This is a genomic window from Streptomyces sp. NPDC040610 (genome assembly GCF_055594065.1).
This window is the reverse complement of sequence record NZ_JBVIXA010000001.1, coordinates 1,175,843-1,194,816: the sequence shown is the minus strand read 5'-3', so window position 1 is coordinate 1,194,816 and position 18,974 is coordinate 1,175,843. Positions and strand designations below refer to the sequence as shown.

At 72.9% G+C, this 18,974-nt stretch carries 16 protein-coding genes; 4 read left to right on the top strand and 12 right to left on the bottom strand.

The window, feature by feature from the left end:
• Positions 1–54: 54 nt before the first annotated feature.
• From ACZ6AA_RS05355 to ACZ6AA_RS05305, 11 genes are all read right to left on the bottom strand, one after another.
• The gene (locus tag ACZ6AA_RS05355; RefSeq protein WP_468452266.1) at positions 55–2,307 is read right to left on the bottom strand and encodes a HelD family protein; all 2,253 of its coding nucleotides are present in this window, start codon (positions 2,305–2,307) and stop codon (positions 55–57) included.
• A gap of 202 nt (positions 2,308–2,509) precedes the next feature.
• Positions 2,510–2,854, bottom strand: a complete 345-nt coding sequence (locus ACZ6AA_RS05350) for a thioredoxin family protein (RefSeq protein ID WP_471456365.1) — start codon at positions 2,852–2,854, stop codon at positions 2,510–2,512.
• A complete protein-coding gene (locus ACZ6AA_RS05345; RefSeq protein ID WP_468481157.1) occupies positions 2,851–3,291 on the bottom strand; it encodes a MerR family transcriptional regulator in 441 nt (146 codons plus the stop codon). Before ACZ6AA_RS05345 ends, ACZ6AA_RS05350 begins: the two co-directional genes overlap by 4 nt.
• A 65-nt stretch (positions 3,292–3,356) precedes the next feature.
• The gene (locus tag ACZ6AA_RS05340) at positions 3,357–4,295 is read right to left on the bottom strand and encodes an NAD(P)-dependent oxidoreductase (protein WP_468481158.1); all 939 of its coding nucleotides are present in this window, start codon (positions 4,293–4,295) and stop codon (positions 3,357–3,359) included.
• A 39-nt stretch (positions 4,296–4,334) separates the two neighbouring features.
• The gene (locus ACZ6AA_RS05335) at positions 4,335–5,279 is read right to left on the bottom strand and encodes a carbohydrate kinase family protein (protein ID WP_468452629.1); all 945 of its coding nucleotides are present in this window, start codon (positions 5,277–5,279) and stop codon (positions 4,335–4,337) included.
• Between the two features lie 91 nt (positions 5,280–5,370).
• Positions 5,371–6,534 carry a methionine adenosyltransferase gene (gene metK, locus ACZ6AA_RS05330; RefSeq protein ID WP_468452274.1) on the bottom strand — a complete coding sequence of 388 codons (1,164 nt, stop codon included), beginning with the start codon at positions 6,532–6,534 and terminating at the stop codon, positions 5,371–5,373.
• Positions 6,535–6,607: 73 nt separating this feature from the next.
• Positions 6,608–7,381 carry a CPBP family intramembrane glutamic endopeptidase gene (locus ACZ6AA_RS05325; protein WP_468452276.1) on the bottom strand — a complete coding sequence of 258 codons (774 nt, stop codon included), beginning with the start codon at positions 7,379–7,381 and terminating at the stop codon, positions 6,608–6,610.
• 5 nt (positions 7,382–7,386) lie between these two features.
• Complete coding sequence (locus tag ACZ6AA_RS05320) at positions 7,387–9,966, bottom strand: MMPL family transporter (protein WP_471456361.1); 2,580 nt, start codon at positions 9,964–9,966, stop codon at positions 7,387–7,389.
• A complete protein-coding gene (locus ACZ6AA_RS05315) occupies positions 9,963–10,895 on the bottom strand; it encodes a class I SAM-dependent methyltransferase (RefSeq protein ID WP_468481161.1) in 933 nt (310 codons plus the stop codon). Before ACZ6AA_RS05315 ends, ACZ6AA_RS05320 begins: the two co-directional genes overlap by 4 nt.
• Positions 10,896–11,049: 154 nt before the next feature.
• Positions 11,050–11,823, bottom strand: a complete 774-nt coding sequence (locus ACZ6AA_RS05310) for a hypothetical protein (RefSeq protein WP_471456359.1) — start codon at positions 11,821–11,823, stop codon at positions 11,050–11,052.
• Complete coding sequence (locus tag ACZ6AA_RS05305) at positions 11,820–12,971, bottom strand: aminotransferase class I/II-fold pyridoxal phosphate-dependent enzyme (RefSeq protein ID WP_468452284.1); 1,152 nt, start codon at positions 12,969–12,971, stop codon at positions 11,820–11,822. Before ACZ6AA_RS05305 ends, ACZ6AA_RS05310 begins: the two co-directional genes overlap by 4 nt.
• Positions 12,972–13,731: 760 nt before the next feature.
• On the opposite strand from ACZ6AA_RS05305, the gene ACZ6AA_RS05300 reads away from it, so the two are divergent.
• From ACZ6AA_RS05300 to ACZ6AA_RS05285, 4 genes are all read left to right on the top strand, one after another.
• Positions 13,732–14,262: a TetR/AcrR family transcriptional regulator gene (locus ACZ6AA_RS05300; RefSeq protein ID WP_471456357.1), complete on the top strand. Its 531-nt coding sequence runs from the start codon at positions 13,732–13,734 to the stop codon at positions 14,260–14,262.
• The gene (locus tag ACZ6AA_RS05295; protein WP_385712346.1) at positions 14,262–14,588 is read left to right on the top strand and encodes a DMT family transporter; all 327 of its coding nucleotides are present in this window, start codon (positions 14,262–14,264) and stop codon (positions 14,586–14,588) included. Before ACZ6AA_RS05300 ends, ACZ6AA_RS05295 begins: the two co-directional genes overlap by 1 nt.
• Positions 14,588–15,064: a DUF5360 family protein gene (locus tag ACZ6AA_RS05290; RefSeq protein ID WP_471456354.1), complete on the top strand. Its 477-nt coding sequence runs from the start codon at positions 14,588–14,590 to the stop codon at positions 15,062–15,064. The genes ACZ6AA_RS05295 and ACZ6AA_RS05290 overlap by 1 nt, the downstream gene beginning before the upstream one ends.
• A gap of 98 nt (positions 15,065–15,162) precedes the next feature.
• Positions 15,163–17,100, top strand: a complete 1,938-nt coding sequence (locus tag ACZ6AA_RS05285) for a WD40 repeat domain-containing serine/threonine protein kinase (protein ID WP_471456352.1) — start codon at positions 15,163–15,165, stop codon at positions 17,098–17,100.
• Between the two features lie 54 nt (positions 17,101–17,154).
• On the opposite strand, the gene ACZ6AA_RS05280 is transcribed toward ACZ6AA_RS05285, so the two are convergent.
• Complete coding sequence (locus ACZ6AA_RS05280) at positions 17,155–18,801, bottom strand: AAA family ATPase (RefSeq protein WP_471456351.1); 1,647 nt, start codon at positions 18,799–18,801, stop codon at positions 17,155–17,157.
• Between the last annotated feature and the right edge of the window lie 173 nt (positions 18,802–18,974).

The following is an 18,974-nucleotide window of genomic DNA, read 5'->3' as shown; positions in this document are numbered from 1 at the left end:
GTCCGACAGCAACGGGTGGGCGGGTGGGAGAAACCCGCCGCGGTAGCGGCGGGACTAGAGCAGCGGCGCCAAGGACTCGGGCAGCTCCCCCGACGAAAGGATCCCGAGCCGCTGCGTGGCCCGGGTCAGGGCGACGTACAGATCACTGGTCCCGTACAGAGCAGGCTCGACAACCAACACCGTGTCGAATTCGAGCCCCTTGGCCTGCCGCGGATCGATGAGCACGACGCCCCGCGTCAGATCGACCTCGCCCCCGGGCGCGGGCACGTCCGGCAGCTTGCCCGCAAGGGCACCGTGCAGCTCGCGCGGAGCGATGACGGCGAGCCGCCCCACCCCCGAGGCCTCCTCGGCGACCGCGTCGGCGACCCCCGAGGCGAGATCGTCGACCCGCCGAGCCCAAGGCCGCACGCCAGTGCTCCGCACCGACGACGGCGGCTCGAACCCGACCACCCCCGCGGCCCGCGGCACCTCCGCCGCGACGTCCATGATCTCGGCGGGCGTACGGTAGTTGACGCCGAGGCGCGCGTACTCCCAGCGGTCCTCGACGTACGGCGCGAGGATCTCCCGCCAGGAGCCGACACCCCCGGCCTCGGCGGTCTGCGCCGGATCCCCGACGAGCGTCATCGACCGCGTCGGACTGCGCCGCATGAGCAGCCGCCAGGCCATCGCGGAAAGCTCCTGCGCCTCGTCGACGATGATGTGCCCGAACGCCCAGGTCCGGTCGGCGGCGGCCCGCTCGGCCGCGCTGCGGTGGTCGGCCTCCTCCTGGCGCTCGGCCATCCGCTCGGCGTCCATGATGTCGTGCGCGAGCAGCACCTCGGCACCCTCGGGGTCGGTCTCCTCCTTGTCCTCGAACTCGTAGGTGCGGGAGGCGTACGACACGTCGAGCACCCCCTGCGCGTACGCGACCTCACGCTGCCACTCGGCCTCCGCGCGGGCCCGCTCGGCACTGTCGTCGACGCCGAGGAGCTCCGCGGCCTCGTCGAGGAGCGGTACGTCGGCGGACGTCCAGTCGGCGCCCGGCGCCCGCCGGACCGCGGCGGCGTCCTCGTCGGACAGGTGCACGGGCTCGGCGAGGAACTCGGCGACGAACCGCTGCGGCGTCAGCGTGGGCCACAGCTCCTCGACGGCGGCGTGCACCTCGGCGCTGACGGCGACGGCCTTGCCGAGCTGGGCGATGTCGTCGGGCCCGAGGAAGTTCGGCCCGCCGTACGGGTCGTGGCCGATGCGCTCGGCCAGCTGCCGGGTGAGCGCGTCGATGACGTGGAAGGCGAACGTGGGCCGGGCGAGGTTGTGCGGCAGGTCCGCCGCGCGCGCCGCGTCCCGCGCCTCGTAGGCGATCTCCCAGTCCAGGATCAGCTCGCCGTCGTCGTGCTCGATGACCAACGGCGCCCCGGGCTCCGGCAGTCGCTGCCGGTCCCGCAGCGCCCGCGCGAGCACGTCGGCCATCTCCACCCGGCCCTTGACCTCGGCGGCGGCGGGCGAGTCGGTGCCGGTCGCGGTCACCCCGGGGAACAGCTCGCCGAGCGTCGCGAGCAGCACCCCCGTCTCGCCGAGCGCGGGCAGCACCTCGCCGATGTAGCCGAGGAACGCCGGGTTGGGCCCGACGACCAGGACGGCCCGCTTGGCGAGCAGCTCCCGGTGCGCGTACAGGAGGAACGCCGCCCGGTGCAGCGCCACGACCGTCTTGCCGGTGCCGGGACCGCCCTCGACGACGAGCACCCCCTGGTGCGGGGCGCGGATCACGCGGTCCTGCTCGGCCTGGATGGTCTGCACGATGTCGTGCATGCGGCCGGTGCGCGCGGAGTCGAGCGCGGCGAGCAGCACCTCGTCGGCGTCGGCGGCCTCGTGCCCGGTGCGGGTGGTGTCGGTGAGGTCCAGGATCTCGTCGTGCAGGGCCGTGACCCGGCGGCCCTCGCTGGTGATGTGCCGGCGTCGCCGCAGGCCCATCGGAGTGTGTCCGGTGGCGAGATAGAAGGGCCGCGCCACCTCCGCCCGCCAGTCGATGACCAAAGGCGTGCGCTCGATGTCGGACGCGCGGATTCCGATGCGCCCGATGTGATGGTCACGGCCGTCCCTGAATTCAAGGCGCCCGAAGCAGAGACCGTTCTCGCCCGCGTCGAAGGCGGCGAGCAGACCGGACTGCTCTGCGACCATGACATCGCGCTCAAGACGTGCCTGTGACCCGTTGCCCACCTGCGCCAATGACGCCTGTACGGCGGACTCGGCCTCCTCGCGCAGCGCGTCGAGGCGCGCGTACAGCCCGGAGACGAATTGCTGCTCTTCCCGCAATTCCTCGCTTGACAATTCAGCCCCTCGCCAGTTACAGTGCTCTTATACAGATTCCCGCGCTGCCCCCACATGCAGCGATGCATACAAATGGGCAGGGCTTCGCGAAAGAATCCAATATACGCAGAGAAAAGCCCCGGACGTCAATTCGTCCGGGGCTTTTCTTACGAACGGGACCGGCCACGACCGACCCGACCACGAGGGCAGGCCGCCCCCAGGGCTAAAGCACCCCCGCACCCTCCAGGTCCGCGAGCAGCCGCCGCTTCGCCCGGGCGCCCACGCTCTGCCACACCGGCTCCCCGTCGCGGAACACCATCAGCGTCGGCGTCGACAGGACCCCGTACGCCATCGTCGTCTCCGGGTTGTGGTCCACATCGAGCTGCACCACCTTCAGGCGTTCCGCCTCGTCCCTGGCGATCTCGCCGAGGACCGGCGTGAGCTGCCGGCACGGCCCGCACCACTCCGCCGTGAACTGCACGAGCGCCGGCCGGTCCCCGGAAAGAACCTCGAACCCGAAGTCCGCGTCCGTCGCCTCCCCGACACCCTCGGCCTTCACCACGCTCATCCCGCCACACCCCTCACGTCGCTCAGTTCGCACCGCGGCTCCGGACCACCCGGAGCCGCCCCCGCGTCGGCGGCGAGCCCCGTCATCGCCTCCTCGGCGCGCGCCAACTGCGCGCCGACCTGCGCCCGCACGGCACTCAACTCGTCTATCAGCGCGTCGAGTTCACCGAGCTTGCGGCGGTAGACGGCGACGGACGCCGGGCACGAGTCCCCGGCCGGATGCCCCGAGCGCAGACACTCCACGAACGGGCGGGTCTCCTCCAGCTCGAACCCGAAGTCCTGCAAGGTCCTGATCTGTTCGAGAAGACGCACATCGTCCTCGCCGTACACGCGATAGCCGTTGCCCTCGCGCCGCGCGGGCAGCAGCCCGCGCGACTCGTAGTAACGCAGCGTCCGCGTGGTCGTCCCCACCCGGTCCGCGAGCTCGCCGATTCGCATGCCCCCGACGGTAGTCCTTGACGTCGGGGTCAAGGCCAGCGCTCGGGCACCGGAGCCGGGGGAGGTCACGCGCGTGGGTTGCGGATCCCCTCGACGGTCGCCGTCCAGCTGTCGGCGCCGTGGCCGAGGTCCACCGCCCGCTTGGCCACGTCCCGCACCCCGCGCAGCACGGACACGTCCAGGCCGCGGCGCTCCGCGGCGTGCAGGATGTGCTCGACGCCCTCCAGTTCCATGGCGAGGTTCCCCTCCTCGCCCGGGTACACGCCCCGGTCCACGTCCTTGGCCGTCTCGCCGATCAGCGTCGCGAGGAGCGAGAAGTGGGACTGCAGGAACGGGGCGATCGCCGAGGCCGGGACGCCGTCCTTGGCGGCGAGGGCGTATCCGTGCACCAGACCGGCCATCGACGTCCAGAAGAAGTCGAGCATCGACAGGTCGTACACGGCGGCGAGGCCGTGGTCCGCGCCGACGTACGCGGACTGACCGCCCAAGGACTTCAACAGCTCCTCGTGCTTCTTGTACGCGGCCTCGTCACCGGAGTAGAAGAGCAGCGCCTCCGGGGTGCCGACCATCACGGTCGGGATCATGACCGCGCCGTCCAGATAGGCGATGTCGTGCTCGGCCGCCCACTCGGCCGCCGCGCGGGCGCGCTCCGGGGAGTCCGAGGTGACGTTCACGAGGACGCGCCCGGAGAGGTCGGCGGCGAGCGGCTCCAGGACGGCCTGGGAGGCGTCGTAGTCGACGACGCACACGACGACGACCTCGCCCGCGCGCACCGCCTCCGCGGCGCTCGCGGCACGGGTGGCGCCCCGGGCGACCAGGTCCGCGCCCTTGCCCGCCGAACGGTTCCACACGGTCGTCGGGTGACCGGCCTCGAGGAAGGCCCTCGCGAGGGCCTGGCCCATGGCGCCGAGGCCGATGACGGTGACGGGCGTGGTGGTGGGGTCGGTGGAATTCGGGGAATTCGTTGAGTTCTGGGTGTTCGGGGTGTTCGTTTCGTCGGGCATGCCTCCATCCTTGATTCGCACGATCCGACCCACAAGTACCTACCTTTTAGTCAGGTACTCACCAAAAGGTAAGTAAGCCGTCTCGCGCACCCGCGAGGGCTCGTACTCCTGCGTGCCCACCGACTCCAGCGCCAGCGCGGCCAGCGCGCACCCCAGGCGCGCCGACCGGTCGGCCGGCCAGCCCCGCGCGACCCCCGCGAGATACCCGGCGCGAAAGGCGTCGCCCGCGCCCGTCGGGTCCGCGATCCGGCGTGCGGGCACCGCGGCGAGGCGCAGCGGTGTCCGGCCCGCGCGGGCGATGGTCACGCCGTCCGCGCCGAGCGTGGTGATCCAGGAGCCGACGCGGGTGAGGACCTCGTCCTCGGTCCAGCCTGTGCGCTTGCACAGCAGCCCCGCCTCGTAGGCGTTGGTGAACAACAGGCTCGCCCCGAAGACGAGTTGGCGGGTCTGGGTCTCGTCGAGCCGGGCGAGCTGCTGGGCCGGGTCGGCCGCGAAGGGGATGCCGAGGGCCCGGCAGGTCGCCGTGTGCCGCAGCATCGCCGCCGGGTCGTCCGCGCCGATGTGCACCAGGAGCAGGCCGCCGGGGCGCGGGACGAGGGCGGCGAGGTCGATGGCGCGGGCCTCGGCCATCGCACCGGCGTAGAAGGTGGCGATCTGGTTCTGGTCGCGGTCGGTGGTGCAGACGAAGCGCGCGGTGTGCCGCTCGGCGCTGACGCGCACGCCGGAGGTGTCGACCCCGGCGGCGCGCAGCCGGGCGGCGTGCTCGGCGAAGTCCCGCCCGGCCGCGCCCACGAGCAGCGGCCTGAGGCCGAGTCCCGCGAGCCCGAAGGCGATGTTGGCGGCCACGCCCCCGTGCCGTACCTCCAGGTCGTCGGCCAGGAAGGACAGCGAGACGCGGTCGAGCCGGTCGGCGACGAGCTGTTCGGCGAACCGGCCCGGGTAGGTGAGGAGGTGGTCGGTGGCGATGGATCCGGTGACGGCGATCCGCGCGCCGGGGCCCGCCGGGGTCACCGCTCCCAGGGGCGTGCCGGGCAGCGCGTCGTCCGCCGGGTCCCGTGTCGGGGCGGACACCGGCTCAGACCCCGGCCGCCGTGCGTAGGGCGTCCGCGCGGTCGGTGCGCTCCCAGGTGAAGTCGGGCAGCTCACGGCCGAAGTGCCCGTACGCGGAGGTCTGCGCGTAGATCGGGCGCAGCAGGTCGAGGTCGCGGACGAGGGCGGCCGGACGCAGGTCGAAGACGTCGGCGATGGCCTGCTCGATGCGGGCCTGGGACACCGTCGCGGTGCCGAAGGTCTCCACGAAGAGGCCGACCGGCTCCGCGCGGCCGATGGCGTACGCGACCTGCGCCTCGCAGCGCCGCGCGAGCCCGGCGGCGACGACGTTCTTGGCGACCCAGCGCATCGCGTACGCCGCCGAACGGTCCACCTTGGAGGGGTCCTTGCCGGAGAACGCGCCGCCGCCGTGGCGGGCCATCCCGCCGTACGTGTCGATGATGATCTTCCGGCCGGTCAGGCCCGCGTCGCCCATCGGCCCGCCGATCTCGAACCGGCCCGTGGGGTTCACCAGGAGCCGGTAGCCCTCGGTCCCCAACTCCGTGCCCTCCTCGTGCAGTTCCTCCAGGACGTGGTCCACCACGAACTTGCGTATGTCGGGCAGGAGCAGCGCGTCCAGGTCGATGTGGGCGGCGTGCTGGGAGGAGACGACGACGGTGTCCAGGCGCACCGGGCGGCTGCCCTCGTACTCGATGGTGACCTGGGTCTTGCCGTCCGGGCGCAGATACGGCACGGAGCCGTTCTTGCGGACGTCGGTGAGGCGCCGGGCGAGCCGGTGCGCGAGCTGGATCGGCAGCGGCATGTACGTCGCCGTCTCGTCGGTGGCGTACCCGAACATCATGCCCTGGTCGCCCGCGCCGCCGGTGTCCACGCCCTGGGCGATGTCGGGCGACTGGGCGCCGATGGACAGCGAGACCCCGCAGGACGCGCCGTCGAAGCCCTTGGCGGAGGAGTCGTAGCCGATGTCGACGACGGCGTCGCGGACGAGTTGGGCCATGGGGGCGTACGCGGTGGTGGTGACCTCGCCCGCGAGGTGCACCAGGCCGGTGGTGACCAGGGTCTCCACGGCCACGCGGGCCGTGGGGTCGGCGCGCAGCAGGGCGTCGAGGACCGTATCGCTGATCCGGTCGGCGATCTTGTCGGGGTGGCCCTCGGTGACGGACTCGGAGGTGAACAGGCGTCGCGGCATGAACTTCCCTTTCGTACAGAGGTGTTGGTGTGGTCGGAGTCATGGGTCGGGGGCGGCGGTCACGGCCGGGCCGTCACAGCCAGGCGGCCGCCGCCCCGAGGAGCAGCAGGTTGCAGACGCCCTGCGCGGCGGCGCAGGCGAGCGCGGAGCCGGTGACGGCCCTGAGGACGCCGAGGGCGAGGCCCATCAGGAACACCGAGGGCAGCAGCCCGCAGAGCACCTTCAGGTTGAAGGGGTTGAGGCCGTAGTCGCCGACGTGGACCGCCGCCCACCCGGCGGCCGTGGTCACGACGGCCGCGTAGCCGCCCCAGCGCACCTCGACGGCCCGGTACAGGACGCCCCGGTAGCAGACCTCCTCGACCAGCGGCACGAGCACGCCGAGGGCGATCACCATCGCGACGACGTCCGCCCAGGGCGCGCCCGGCACCATGCCCTCGAAGAGCTTGGGCATCCACGTGGTCCAGTTGTCGTCGCCGTCGCCGAAGGCGTCGCGGGTGGCGAGGAACGTCTGGCCGTAGACGACGGCGACGAGGGCGGTGCCGAGTACGGCGGGCACGAGGGCGAACCGGCGCACCCCGGCGGCGGCCCAGTCCGTGCGCGGCAGGACCAGGAGCACGGCCGCGCTCAGCGCCACGGACAGGACCATCACCACGAAGGTGAAGGCCCCGGCGACGCGCACCGCCGCGAGCACCGCGAACAGCGCGGCGGCCGAGGTCACCGGGTACGCGGCGTGGTGCAGCCGCAGCCGGTCGAGCCTGCCGGGCCGGGGCGCGCCCGGCCCGGACGCCCCTGGTCCGGGGGTGCCGGATCCCGGGGTGCCGGGCTCGTCGTGGATCTCCAGCGTCATCCGTGTCACCCCGCCGTCGCCTTGTCGAGGCGGCGCCTGCGCACGCCGAGGCTGGGCAGCCACCAGTTGTACTTGCGCAGGAGCAGCAGGGTGGCCGGGACGAAGAGCATCCGGATGACGGTGGCGTCGAGCAGGACGGCGAGGCCGAGCCCGGCGCCGTACTCCTGGAGCATCAGCGTGGACGACAGGGCCATCGTGCCGAGGCTGCCCGCCATCACGAGGCCCGCCGCGTTGATGACGCGCCCGGTGTCGACGACCGCCCTCATTGTGGCCTCCTCCTGCGACAGACCGCTGCGCAGCAGGTCACGGACGCGGGTGACGAGGAAGATCTCGTAGTCCATGCCGAGCCCCATCATCAGGACGGTGAGGAAGATCGGCAGATCGTCGATGATCGCCTCGCCGCGCCAGTGGTGGAAGATCAGCACGGTGAGGCCGACGGCCCAGACGTTGCTGAGCATGATGGTGGCGATCAGGCGCAGCGGTACGAGCAGCGAGCGCAGCGTGAACATCAGCATCACGAAGACGCCGACGCTGACGAGCGCGACCATCTGCCAGAAGCTGGAGCTGAGCGCGGACCCGTACTGCCGGTCGACCTGCGTGGTGCCGCCGACCTCCAGCTCCCCCACGCCGCCGCCCGCTTCGGCGGTGACGCGTTCGACGCGGTCGACGGTGGCGGCGGCCTCCTCGGCGTACGGGTCGCCGTCGAGGGCGATCACGAAGCGCAGCGTGCCGTCGCGGGAGACGTAGTCGTCGAGGAGGGGGCGGCCCGCCTCGGCGAGCTGCCGGTCGGACCAGCGGGTGCCGAAGGGGTGGGTCGCCGAGTCCACGGAGGCGACGCCGGGGACGGCGCCGAGGCGGTCGGTGAGCCTGGCCACCGCCGCCTGCCCCTCGGGGGTGAGGCGCCCGTCGCGGACGACGCCGGACTCGGCGCGGCCCACGGCGATCGTCGGCATGACGGCCGCGTCGCCCCACTCGCGCGCGACGGTCTCGAAGCCGTCGCGGGAGTCGGTCGCCGGGCTGAGCGCGACCGGGTCGGACGTGGAGCGGTTCCCGGCGACGAGCAGCGCGAAGGGGATGGTCGCGGCGAGGAACGCCACCACGATCCACACCTTGCGGCGGCGCGCGAACTCCGCCGTACGCCGCAGGTGCCTGCCCATCGCCCCCTGGTGTTCCAGGTCGGACAGCGGGTCGCGGCCGACCGCGAAGAACCGGTCGCCGAGCAGTACCAGCAGGCAGGGCGTGAGGGTGAGCGCGGCGGCGAGCACGATGGGGATGCCGATGAGTCCGCCGTAGCCGAGCGGCGGGATCCAGTCCACCGGCGAGAGCAGCGTCGCGCCGAAGGCGAGGGCCACCGCGACGGCGGCGAGGAGCATGCTCTCGCCCGCGTGCACGGTGGCGTGGATCGCCGCTTCGCGCGGGTCGCGTCCGGCGAGGCGTTCCTGCCGGTAGCGCGACGAGAGCAGCATGCTGTAGTCGACGCCCGCGCCCAGCATCACGAACGTCATGATGGTGACGGTGAACTGAGTGAGCGTCACCTGTTCGCCGAGCAGGTGCAGTCCCGCCTGGCTGACGTTCATGGACAGGCCGATGACGGCGAGGGTGAGGATCGCGGGCACCAGGGCGCGGAAGAACACCAGCAGGATGACGAAGATGATGACGTACGCCACCGACTCCATCAGCGAGTTGTCGGCCTCCGCCTGCTCGTACGTGTCGTGGATGAGGGCGAGTTCCCCGGTGACGTGCACCTCGGCGGCCTTGCCGAGGCCGCTGTCGGCGAGCAGGTCGCGTGCGGTGTCGCGCAGCCCCTTCACGTCCGGGTCGGAGCCCGCCTTGTCCGTGTAACTCACGGACACGAGCGCGGACTTGCCGTCCTCGGAGATGAGCCGTGCGACCGCGTCGCCCGGCACCGGCAGCGGGTAGTCGCGCCAGTCGGCGGCCGTCGCGAACTTGCCCGCGATGCGGGGCACGGCGGCCTTGTCGGACGCCTCGGCGGCCTCGCGGGCGGGCCCGGCGAGCGCGGCCGGGATCCGGCCCCGGTCCGCCTCGCGGTCCACGTAGGCGCGCCGCCCCTCCGGGTCGTCCGCCGCCGCGCGGGCGCCGTCGCGCACCTGGGTGAGGAACGCGGCGGTCGCGTCGCGGTACAGGGTGTACGCGGACGACGTGCGCTCGACATCGCCGGTGCCGCGCAGCTTCGCGATCCTGCCGTCCAACTGCGCGAACAGGGAGCGCGCTTCGCCGCCGCGCACGTCGGGCGCCTCGACGACGACGGTCACCTCCCGCTCGGAGCGGTGCGGGAAGGCCTTCTTCGTCAGCTCGTCGGCGCGGGCGCTGCTGGTGCCGGGGACGACCTTGGAGGCGCCCTGGTCGGTGAGCACGTCGTCGAGCCCGAGGGCGTACGGCGTGCACACCGCGATGAGCACCGCCCACACCGCGATCACGGTCTTGGGCCGGGCGGCCAGTCTCTCGGCGAAGCGGTGCAGGGCCCGTTGGACGGCGCCGCGCGCCGGTCCGGGCCGCGCCCGCTCGCCGTCCCCCGGCGGCGGCGTCGGCGCGGGCGGTCCCGCGGCCCTGGTCGGGTTCGTCATGCGACGCCGGCCTCCTCGCCGGTGCGGGCCCCGTGCCGGGCGCGGGGGGCCACGGGCTTGGCGCCGGTGACCACGACGAAGGTGTGCTGGATGTCCAGCGTGCCCTTGCGGGCCAGGAGTTCGGCGAGGGCCGCCTCGACGCGGTCGAGGACGAGCTGCTGGCGTTCGTTGTCCACGGCGGTCTTGAAGCCCGCGGCGGCGCCGGAGCGCTGCACCCACTCCAGGACGGCCGCCGGGGTGTGCGCCGGGATGATCTGGGCGCCGTCGCGCTGGCCGGTGACGGTCAGGCCCGCCTTGCCGAACCACCCGGCCACCGCCGCCGCGTTCTTCGGCAGCGACACCCGGATGAGGCTGGTGAGCAGCGAGGGGTCGTCGGCGAAGACCTTCTCCAGGCCCTCGGTGAGCGCCTGGTGGGCGTCGGCCCGGGTCTCGATGACCATGACCCGGCCGCCCGGCCTGAGCACCCGCCCGATCTCCGCGAGCAGCCGCGTCGGCTTCGTGTAGCAGATGGCCCAGCCCACCACGACCAGGTCGGCGCTGCGGTCGGGCTGCGCCCGGATGAACGCGTCCATGTCGTCCACGAACAGCCGGACATCCAGCCCCGGCCTGCCCTCGGTGAGCCCCTCCACCTTCCGCCGGGCGACCTCCAGCATCCCCGGCGACTTGTCGATGGCCCGCACGGACCCCCGCCCGTCCAGGCGCCGGATGATCTCAGCGGTCAAATGCCCGGTCCCACAGGCGAGTTCGACGACCCGGTCCCCGGGCGCGATGGGCACCTCGTCCAGAGCGGCGGTCGAATGCCCGCCCATGACGGGGCTGAAGAACGTGTCGTAGTCGGAACTGGCCGCGTCGTAGTCCGCGGTCGGATCGGCATGCGCCCGGTTCAACGCGAGACGCAGGGCACGGGCGGCTAGACGGATACGGGACATGTGCGGCTCCCTGGGTGAGGTTCTGTGGGTGTTCCGTGGTCGGTGCTCAGTGGGTTGGCGGGTCGGTGGATCGGTGCTCGTACGGTCGAGCCGGGCGTACGTCGACGGGTCGGCGTCCGCCCGCGCGGTGGGCCGTGCGTCGGTGGCCCGTGCGTCAGCGGGCCGGTGTCCGCGCAGGGGCCGTGCGGGCGAGGTGCAGGAGTCCGGCCGCGCAGGCGAAGGTGCCCGCCGCGCCCTGCGCCTGCGGCAGCCACCAGGCGGCGGTGAGGGCGCCTGCGGCGAGGGTCACGACGACCAGGGCGGCGTACCGGGACACCGACGCGGCCCCGCCGACGCCGGACACCCCCGCCGCCCCCGACACCCCGGCCACCGCCGCCACGCCCACGAACCCCACCCCGGCCCCGCACACGCACAGCGCCACCGCCGCCGCCGCGGCCGCGCCCCCGCCGCCCGCGCACAGCAGCGCCGTGCCGAGGACGAGGAGCGCGGCGGCGACCACGGGGCGGAGGTCGCCGCCGCGCGGCCGGAGGGTGCCGGGGCGGGCGGGGGCGCCACGGTGGGCGGAGGCACCAACTTGGGTGGAGACGTCGGGCCGGGCGGAGCCACCACCTCGGGCGAGGACCCCGGTGCCACCCCGCCGAGCAAGCACCCCTCGGTGGGCCACCACCGCACCCGCTGCCAGCGCAAGCCCCCAGCCCAGCAGGGACAGCCTCGGCACGCCGGAGCCGCCCGCCGGGTCGAAGCAGGCCGCGGCGGACACCCCGGCCACGCTCGCCGCGGCGACCAGGGCGAGGCCGGGGCCGGAGGAGTCGGCGCCCTCCGGCCCAGCGACCCCGGGCCCAACGACCCCGGACCCAGTGGCCCCCGGCCCGCCTCGGTCGGGCCCCCGCGCCGCGCCCGCGCGCCCCTCTTCGGCCGGGGAGTTCACGCCACGCTCACCGACGAGGCCACCCGCTCCCCGGCGTGCCGCAACTCCGGCTCGGCGCCGAGTACTTCGACGACGCGGTCGAGCTGGGCGAGGGTGTGGGTGGCCATGTAGCTGGTGCGCAGACGGGGGGTGGCGGCGGGTGGGAGGACCGGGTTGACGTAGACGCCCGCGCGGACCAGGCGTTCCCAGATGGCCAGGGTGCCGGCGGCGTCGGGCACCGGGACGGGGATGATCGGCGTGGTGCTGTCGCCGGTGCCGACCCCGGCGGCGGTGAGCCCGCGCCGGACGTGGTCGGCCTTGGCGCGGACGTCGGTGGTGAGGTGCGGCTCGGCGCGCAGTATGCGCAGCGCGGTGAGCGCGGCGGCGGTGCTCGTGGGCGTCATGGAGGCGCTGAACATCAGGCTGCGGGCCTTGTGCTTGAGGTAGTGGATGGCCTCCTCGCTGCCGACGACGGCGCCGCCGAGGGAGGCGAGGGCCTTGCTGAAGGTGACGGTGATCAGGTCGACCTGGTCGGTGAGGTCGAAGTGCGCCGCGGTGCCGCGGCCGCCCGCGAGGACGCCGAGGCCGTGCGCGTCGTCGACCAGCAGCCGGGCGCCGTACTGGGCGCAGACCGCGGTGATGGCGGGCAGGTCGCAGATGTCTCCTTCCATGGAGTAGACGCCGTCGACGATCACGAGCCGGGCGGCGGCGTCGGGCAGTTGCTCCAGGGTGCGCCGCAGGCCTTCGGCGTCGTTGTGCGGAAACCTGCGCACCTTGGCGCCGCTGAGCCGGCAGCCGTCGACGAGGGAGGCGTGGGCGTCCCGGTCGACGACGGCGTAGTCGCGCGGGGTGAGCAGTCCGGCGAGGGCGCCGAGGTTGGCCTGGTAGCCGGTGGAAAGGACCAGGGCGGCGGGCTTGCCGAGGAAGTCGGCGAGCTCGGCCTCCAGTTCCTCGTGCAGATCGGTGTTGCCGTTGAGGAAGCGCGATCCGGTGCTGGAGCTGCCGTACTGGTCGAGGGCCGCGCGGGCGGCGGCATGGACACGGGGGTCGGCGGTGAGACCCAGATAGTTGTTCGAGCCGCACATGATCAGTTCCCGTCCGCTCCTGCGGACGGTCGCCCCCTCCTGTCCGGCGAGCGGCAGGAAGTAGGGGTAGAGACCGGCCTTCATCAGGTCGGACGCCGCGGTATAACTCGCGCAGCGGGAGAATAGGTCGGGCGGTTCCGATGCATTGAACATTTATTTCCCTCTGTGAATTCAGGCGCTTCCCCGAAAGCAAGGCGGCGCGGCGTAACCGCACCGGATTCAGGGATGCGCGCAGGACTTTGCATGCCACCGGATTCCCCTGGGCACGGGCAGACACAGGCGCCGCCTGCGGGAACATCCGAAGCATGGGAGCGAACCGGTGCACTGTCCGCCGCTGCCGCAGCGGACTCGAAAGGTCGCCTTTGACCTGGGCAGATACCGGCCCCGGCGGGCAGCGTGAGACCCGCGGGCAACGGGCGTCAGGGGCCCGTCCACCGGCTGACACAGAGAGTTAATACGCAGATGACTCGAACATGCAGCCCCCGATTGATGATCAATTCTGGCCGGGATTCGTCGACCGAATCAGCCAGGCAGCGACTTTAGACAACCTTCGACGAAAGCGTCAACCAATCTTTTGACCAACCCCGTGCGGTGAAATGCAGAATTAACCGTTCCGCTTCCCCCGCGCCCCCGATGAATCTCCTCGCACCCCACTCTTGGCCCATGCTAGCCTGCATTCGACCGTCCAGCCGGTCGGAAACTCGGAACATGACCACGGAAAACAAGATCGAAAAGAAGATCAGCGATCTTTGCAAGTGATCCGCAAGCGATCAGAAATGATCTGCGAGCGATCGGCAAGTGACCAGAGAAGAAGAACGACCGAGACCGAAAGACGGTGTGAGGCGTGCGCAACCGGCTCCTGAACGCGGCGGAGAGACTCCTGGTCAAGCAGGGTGTGGACGCCATCCGCCTGGACGCGGTGGCGGCGGAGGCAGGCGTGAGCAAGGGCGGCCTGCTCTACCACTTCCCGACCAAGCTGGCCCTCGTACAGGGAGTGGTGGAGCGGCTCGCGGACCGCTTCGAAGAAGTACTGCCGGGCCCGGACGCACCACCGGGCGTGTTCGCGCGCGCCTGGCTCGACGCCTCGATCCCGGCCGAGGCCCCCGAGGGCGAGACCACCGCGTCCGACTCGGTCCCGGTCGCCCTCCTCGCGGCGGCCAACGGCCCTGAGGTGCTCGACATCCTCCAGGAGCGCTATCGAACATGGCAGCTGCGCCTGGAGCAGGACGGCCTGCCCCCGGGCGTCGCCACACTCGTCCGCATGGCCGTCGACGGCTGGTGGACCGCCCGCCTCCTCGGCCTCGCCGACCCCAAGGGCGAGGACCACCGCCAACTCCGCCGTCTGCTCACCGACTTGACCGAGGAGGTCGGATAATGGGCATCCTCCTGGTCGCGGGCGCCATCGTCTCCGAGATCGCCGCCACCCTCTCCCTGCGCGCCTCGCACGGCCTGACCCGCCTGTGCCCGAGCATCCTCGTGGTCCTCGGCTACGGCGCCGCGTTCGTGTTCCTCGCCCAGGCACTCAAGACCCTCGACGTCGGCCCCGTGTACGCGGTGTGGTCCGGCCTCGGCACCATCGGCGCGCTGGTCGGCGGTGTGCTCCTGTTCGACGAGAGCGTCCGCCTCGCCACGGTCGCGGGCGCCCTGCTCATCGCGCTCGGCGTGGCGGTCATGTACGTGGGCGGAGGCCTGGAGCACTGATGGTCCAGGCACCCCCACGGCCCCGCACCGACCGCCCCGCCACCCCCGGCTTCACCGCCGTCAAGGTCGCCATGCTGGTCACCGACGTCGGCTTCCTCGTGTACTGGAGCGCCGCGCTGCTCGGCCTCATCCCCGCCGAGTACGCGTACAAGGACTACGACGACCCGGTGATGAGCGACTGGAACTACTCGTTCCTGCCGCTGGACGTCGCCGCGAGCGCAACCGGACTCGCGTCCCTGCACCTGTGCCGCCGCGCGCGCCGCGACGGCCGCCCGCACCGGATCGCCTGGCGCCCCCTGATGCTGGTCTCGCTCACCCTCACCAGCACGGCCGGGCTCCAGGCCGTCGTGTTCTGGGCACTGCGCGGAGACTGGTCCCCGACGTGGTGGATCCCGAACCTGGCACTGCTCCTGTTCCCGGTCCCCGCGATCGCGCGGCTGCTGCGGCACGAGCACGCGAGGCCGCCGGTGCGGTGAGCGGTACGGCACGGTGACCGAAGATCCCGTCAACTCCCTTCCCACGACTGCCTCATGTCGTACGTTCATGGCATCCGGGAGGAGCACGGGGAGCGCGCATGGAACTGTCCGGGGTGACCCTTGCCGGGCGCTACGAGCTGAAGGAGCTGCTCGGCCGCGGAGGCATGGGCGAGGTGTGGCTGGGCCGGGACCGCTCGCTGCTGCGCCGGGACGTCGCCGTCAAGGTCCTGCCGACGCCGGTCCGCACGGACGCGGTGCGGCGCTTCCAGCGGGAGGCGGCGACCCTCGCGGGGCTCCAGCACCCTGGGATCACCGTGGTGCACGACGCCGGGGAGCACGACGGGTTCCTGTTCATCGTCATGGAGCTGCTGCGCGGCCAGGACGTGGCACGCCTGATGGCAGGACACCGCGCGGGCCTGCCCGTCGCGCGGGCCGTCGACCTGGCACGCCAGACGGCCGTCGCCCTCGCCGCCGCGCACGAGAGCGGCGTGGTCCACCGCGACCTCAAGCCGGGCAACCTCTTCGTGCGGCCCGGCGACCACATCAAGATCTGCGACTTCGGCATCGCCCGCTCCGCCGACGCCTCGGCCGCGCTCACCACGGTCGGCCATGTCGTCGGCACGCCGCTGTACATGGCGCCTGAGCAGTGGCGCGCCGAGGATCCGGACGCGCCCGCCGACCTGTACTCCCTGGGCTGCGTCCTGTACGAACTGCTCACGGGACGGCCGCCGTTCACCGCCGACGCGTCCCTGTACGCCCTGATGCACCACCACGTGACGGAGACCCCACGGCCGCCGTGCGAGCTGCGCCCCGAACTCCCGGCTCCGGTGGCCGACTTGGCGCTCGCGCTGCTGGCCAAGGATCCCGGGGACCGACCGGACGCCGCGGCGCTGGCCAGCGAGCTGGCCGCCCTGGCCCACGAACGCACCGCGCCCGCCCGCGAGTCGACCTCACCCGCCCACGGACCTGCCGCGCCCGCCCGCGAACCGACCTCACCCGCCCGCGAACCGGCCACGCCGACCGGACCGTCCGAGGGCACCGAGGTCGCGCCGCCGACAGCACCTGCCCCCGTCCGCACCCCTGCCCCTGCCCCTGCCCCCACCCCCGGCGCCCGGCGAGGCGCCCTCGCGAGTGTCCTCACCGCCAAGGGTCGCGGCACCCTCTCCGGGCACCGCACCGCCGTGCTGTCCCTCGCGTTCAGCCCCGACGGCCGCACCCTCGCGTCCGGCGGCGGCGGCACCTGCGTACGCCTGTGGGACCCGGACAACGGCGAAACGCACAATCCGCTCCCCATGGGCAGCTCCCACAACGCGCTCGTGGCCTTCAGCCCGGACGGCCGCACCCTCGCGACCGGTTGCGGCAGATACGTACGCCTCTGGGACAGGCAGGCGTTCGTGGAGCGCATGACCGTGAAGTACCCGGGTTGGTCCAGGGTGGTGAGTTCCGTGGCGTTCAGCCCGGACGGCCGCACCCTCGCCGTCGGCGGCAGCGACGGGGCGATCCGGCTCTGGAACGCGCACACCGGGTTCGCGGGACGGGAGATGCGCTGGCCCGGCTCCTGGGTGACGCGGGTCGCGTTCAGCCCCGACGGCCTTGGCGTGGCCGGTGGCGGCCAGAACAAGACGATGCGTCTCTGGGACATGGCCACGGGCGAGCCGCGCTGGGAGATCCCCGGACGGACGGCCGACACCGCCCTGGCGTTCAGCCCGGACGGCCGCATCCTCGCCACCGCCCCGCGCGGCGACCTGCTCGTCCACCTCAAGGATCCGGACACGGGCGAGGACCGCCGCACCGTGGACGCGCACGCCCAGGGAACGATGGCCCTGGCGTTCAGCCCGGACGGCCGCATCCTCGCCACCGCCGGCCGCGACGGCCTGATCTGCCTCTGGGACCCGGAAACCGGCGACCGGCGCATCGCCCTGACCGGGCACACGGGCGAGGTGCTCTGTCTGGCGTTCAGCCCCGACGGCAGCACCCTCGCCAGCGGCGGCCAGGACCGGGTGATCCGCCTGTGGGACATCACCACCGGTCCGTAGCCATCAGAAGCCCGAAGCCGTCACCCCGCCGCAGCCGTCACCGCACCCCCACCGTCACGGCAGGCGTCGCGGCAGCGGACGGTACGACGCCGCGGTGAAGAACCCGCCGCCGTTCTCGCCCGGGCGCCCCGGGCCGGGACGATGGGGGCGCGGGCGGCGGCCACCGGAACCGCCGCCCCCGCCGCCGTCATCGTCATCGTCGCCCTCGTCACCGAACGCGAAGTCGTCCTCCGGGTCGTCGAGGTCCTCGTCCACCGACACCCCGAGCAGCCGACGCGTCAACTGGTCCTGGTCGGAGAGGAGTTCACCGACGGCCGCGCGGACGTCCTCGGCGCCGGTGTCCGCGTCCCGCTCGGCGGCGATCAGCACGGCCCGCCGCACCAGCTCCTTCGCGAACGACGCCGTCGTGCCCTCCGTGCGCTCGACGGCCTCCGCGAGGACCTCCTCGTCGAGGCCGAGCGCGCCGCCGTACAGGTCGAGCAGGCGGCGCCGTCCCAGCGGGTCGGGCAGCGGGATCTCGACGGCGAGGTCGACGCGGCCGGGGCGCTGGGCGAGGGCGGGCTCCAGGAGGTCGGCGCGGTTGGTGGTGAGCAGGAACGCCACGTCGGCGTCGTCGCCGAGGCCGTCCATCTCGTTCAACACCTGGAAGAGCAGAGGCTGTTCACCGCCGCCGAAGTCGCGCGACTCGGCGATGAGGTCGCAGTCCTCCAGGACGACGAGGGCGGGCTGGAGCATCCGGGCAAGGGCGCAGGCCGGGCCGATGGCGCCGATGGTGGTGCCGGAGAGCAGGACGACGGTGAAGTCCGGCAGGCCGGAGAGGAGGTAGCGGATCGTGTGCGTCTTGCCGGTGCCGGGCGGACCGTACAGGAGCAGGCCGCGGCGCAGGTGCTGGCCCGCCGCGCGCAACCGCTCGCGCTGCCGGGCGACGCCCACGACCTGCCGCTCCACCCGGTCGAGCAGCCCGTCGGGGAGGACGATGTCGTCGCGGGTCAGGCCCGGGCGGCGGTGGAAGCGGAACGGGCCGAGGCCCTCGCCGAAGGCGTCGCCCTGGAAGGACAGGACCTGGCCGCGGAAGATGTTGTGCTCGGTCAGATACGCGTCGACGCGGGCGAGCAGCCGCCGGGCGGTGTCGCGGGACGCGGCGAGCACCTCCAGCTGGACCTTCTCGCGGCCGTAGTCCTCGTTCGGGCCACGCAGCAGGGCGACGCAGCGCTCCTCGGCGCCGTCGGGGGTGCGCTCCGTGCCGAGGTAGAACCCGAAGGACACGCAGGCGAGTTCGTCGTCCGGCGAGATCGGCAGGTGGGTGTAGTCGACGGCGCCGACCACGAACCGGTCGTGGCGGTCGGCGGATTCGATGATCTCCGAGAGCGAGTAGTGGTTGCGGTGGTCGGAGCCCGTCATGCCGAGGAGTTCGTACGAGCGCGAATCGGCCGTGAACCAGCGCTCCAGGGCGAGGTGGACGTTCGGATGGTCGTACGCCGCGTAGGTGGCCTTGACCACGGGGGCCTCGCCGGGCTCGATGCCGAGGTGGTCGCGCAGGCGCGCGGTGAGGTCCCGGTCCGTGCCGTCGGTCCTCGCCGGGCGCGCGACGGCCTCCAGGAACTCCTCGAACAGCTGGCTCACGCGCTCGAACCCGGCGCTCCCGTCGCCGGACGGGCCCCCCACCGCGATCTCCGTCACGCCGTCTTCCCCCTGGTCCATGGTCGTCCACTCCTTGTGAGGCCGCGTCGGCTGCCGCTGGTCAGGCGGCGCACCAGTGATGGCTTCTCAGCCTGCGGGGCGGCCGGGGCGGGACGCAACCGGATTGCGGACGCACCGGACCCGGTCGGCCCCGTCGGCGACTCCCGACGGCGAACTCCCCACCCCCTTCGGGA

Excerpts from the sequence above, each read along its gene's own strand:
- ACZ6AA_RS05350 (WP_471456365.1), bottom strand. The coding sequence starts at position 2,854 with ATGAGCGTGGTGAAGGCCGAGGGTGTCGGGGAGGCGACGGACGCGGAC.
- ACZ6AA_RS05345 (WP_468481157.1), bottom strand. The coding sequence starts at position 3,291 with ATGCGAATCGGCGAGCTCGCGGACCGGGTGGGGACGACCACGCGGACG.
- ACZ6AA_RS05340 (WP_468481158.1), bottom strand. The coding sequence starts at position 4,295 with ATGCCCGACGAAACGAACACCCCGAACACCCAGAACTCAACGAATTCC.
- metK (WP_468452274.1), bottom strand. The coding sequence starts at position 6,534 with ATGCCGCGACGCCTGTTCACCTCCGAGTCCGTCACCGAGGGCCACCCC.
- ACZ6AA_RS05325 (WP_468452276.1), bottom strand. The coding sequence starts at position 7,381 with ATGACGCTGGAGATCCACGACGAGCCCGGCACCCCGGGATCCGGCACC.
- ACZ6AA_RS05320 (WP_471456361.1), bottom strand. The coding sequence starts at position 9,966 with ATGACGAACCCGACCAGGGCCGCGGGACCGCCCGCGCCGACGCCGCCG.
- ACZ6AA_RS05315 (WP_468481161.1), bottom strand. The coding sequence starts at position 10,895 with ATGTCCCGTATCCGTCTAGCCGCCCGTGCCCTGCGTCTCGCGTTGAAC.
- ACZ6AA_RS05305 (WP_468452284.1), bottom strand. The coding sequence starts at position 12,971 with ATGAAGGCCGGTCTCTACCCCTACTTCCTGCCGCTCGCCGGACAGGAG.
- ACZ6AA_RS05295 (WP_385712346.1), top strand. The coding sequence starts at position 14,262 with ATGGGCATCCTCCTGGTCGCGGGCGCCATCGTCTCCGAGATCGCCGCC.
- ACZ6AA_RS05290 (WP_471456354.1), top strand. The coding sequence starts at position 14,588 with ATGGTCCAGGCACCCCCACGGCCCCGCACCGACCGCCCCGCCACCCCC.
- ACZ6AA_RS05285 (WP_471456352.1), top strand. The coding sequence starts at position 15,163 with ATGGAACTGTCCGGGGTGACCCTTGCCGGGCGCTACGAGCTGAAGGAG.
- ACZ6AA_RS05280 (WP_471456351.1), bottom strand. The coding sequence starts at position 18,801 with ATGGACCAGGGGGAAGACGGCGTGACGGAGATCGCGGTGGGGGGCCCG.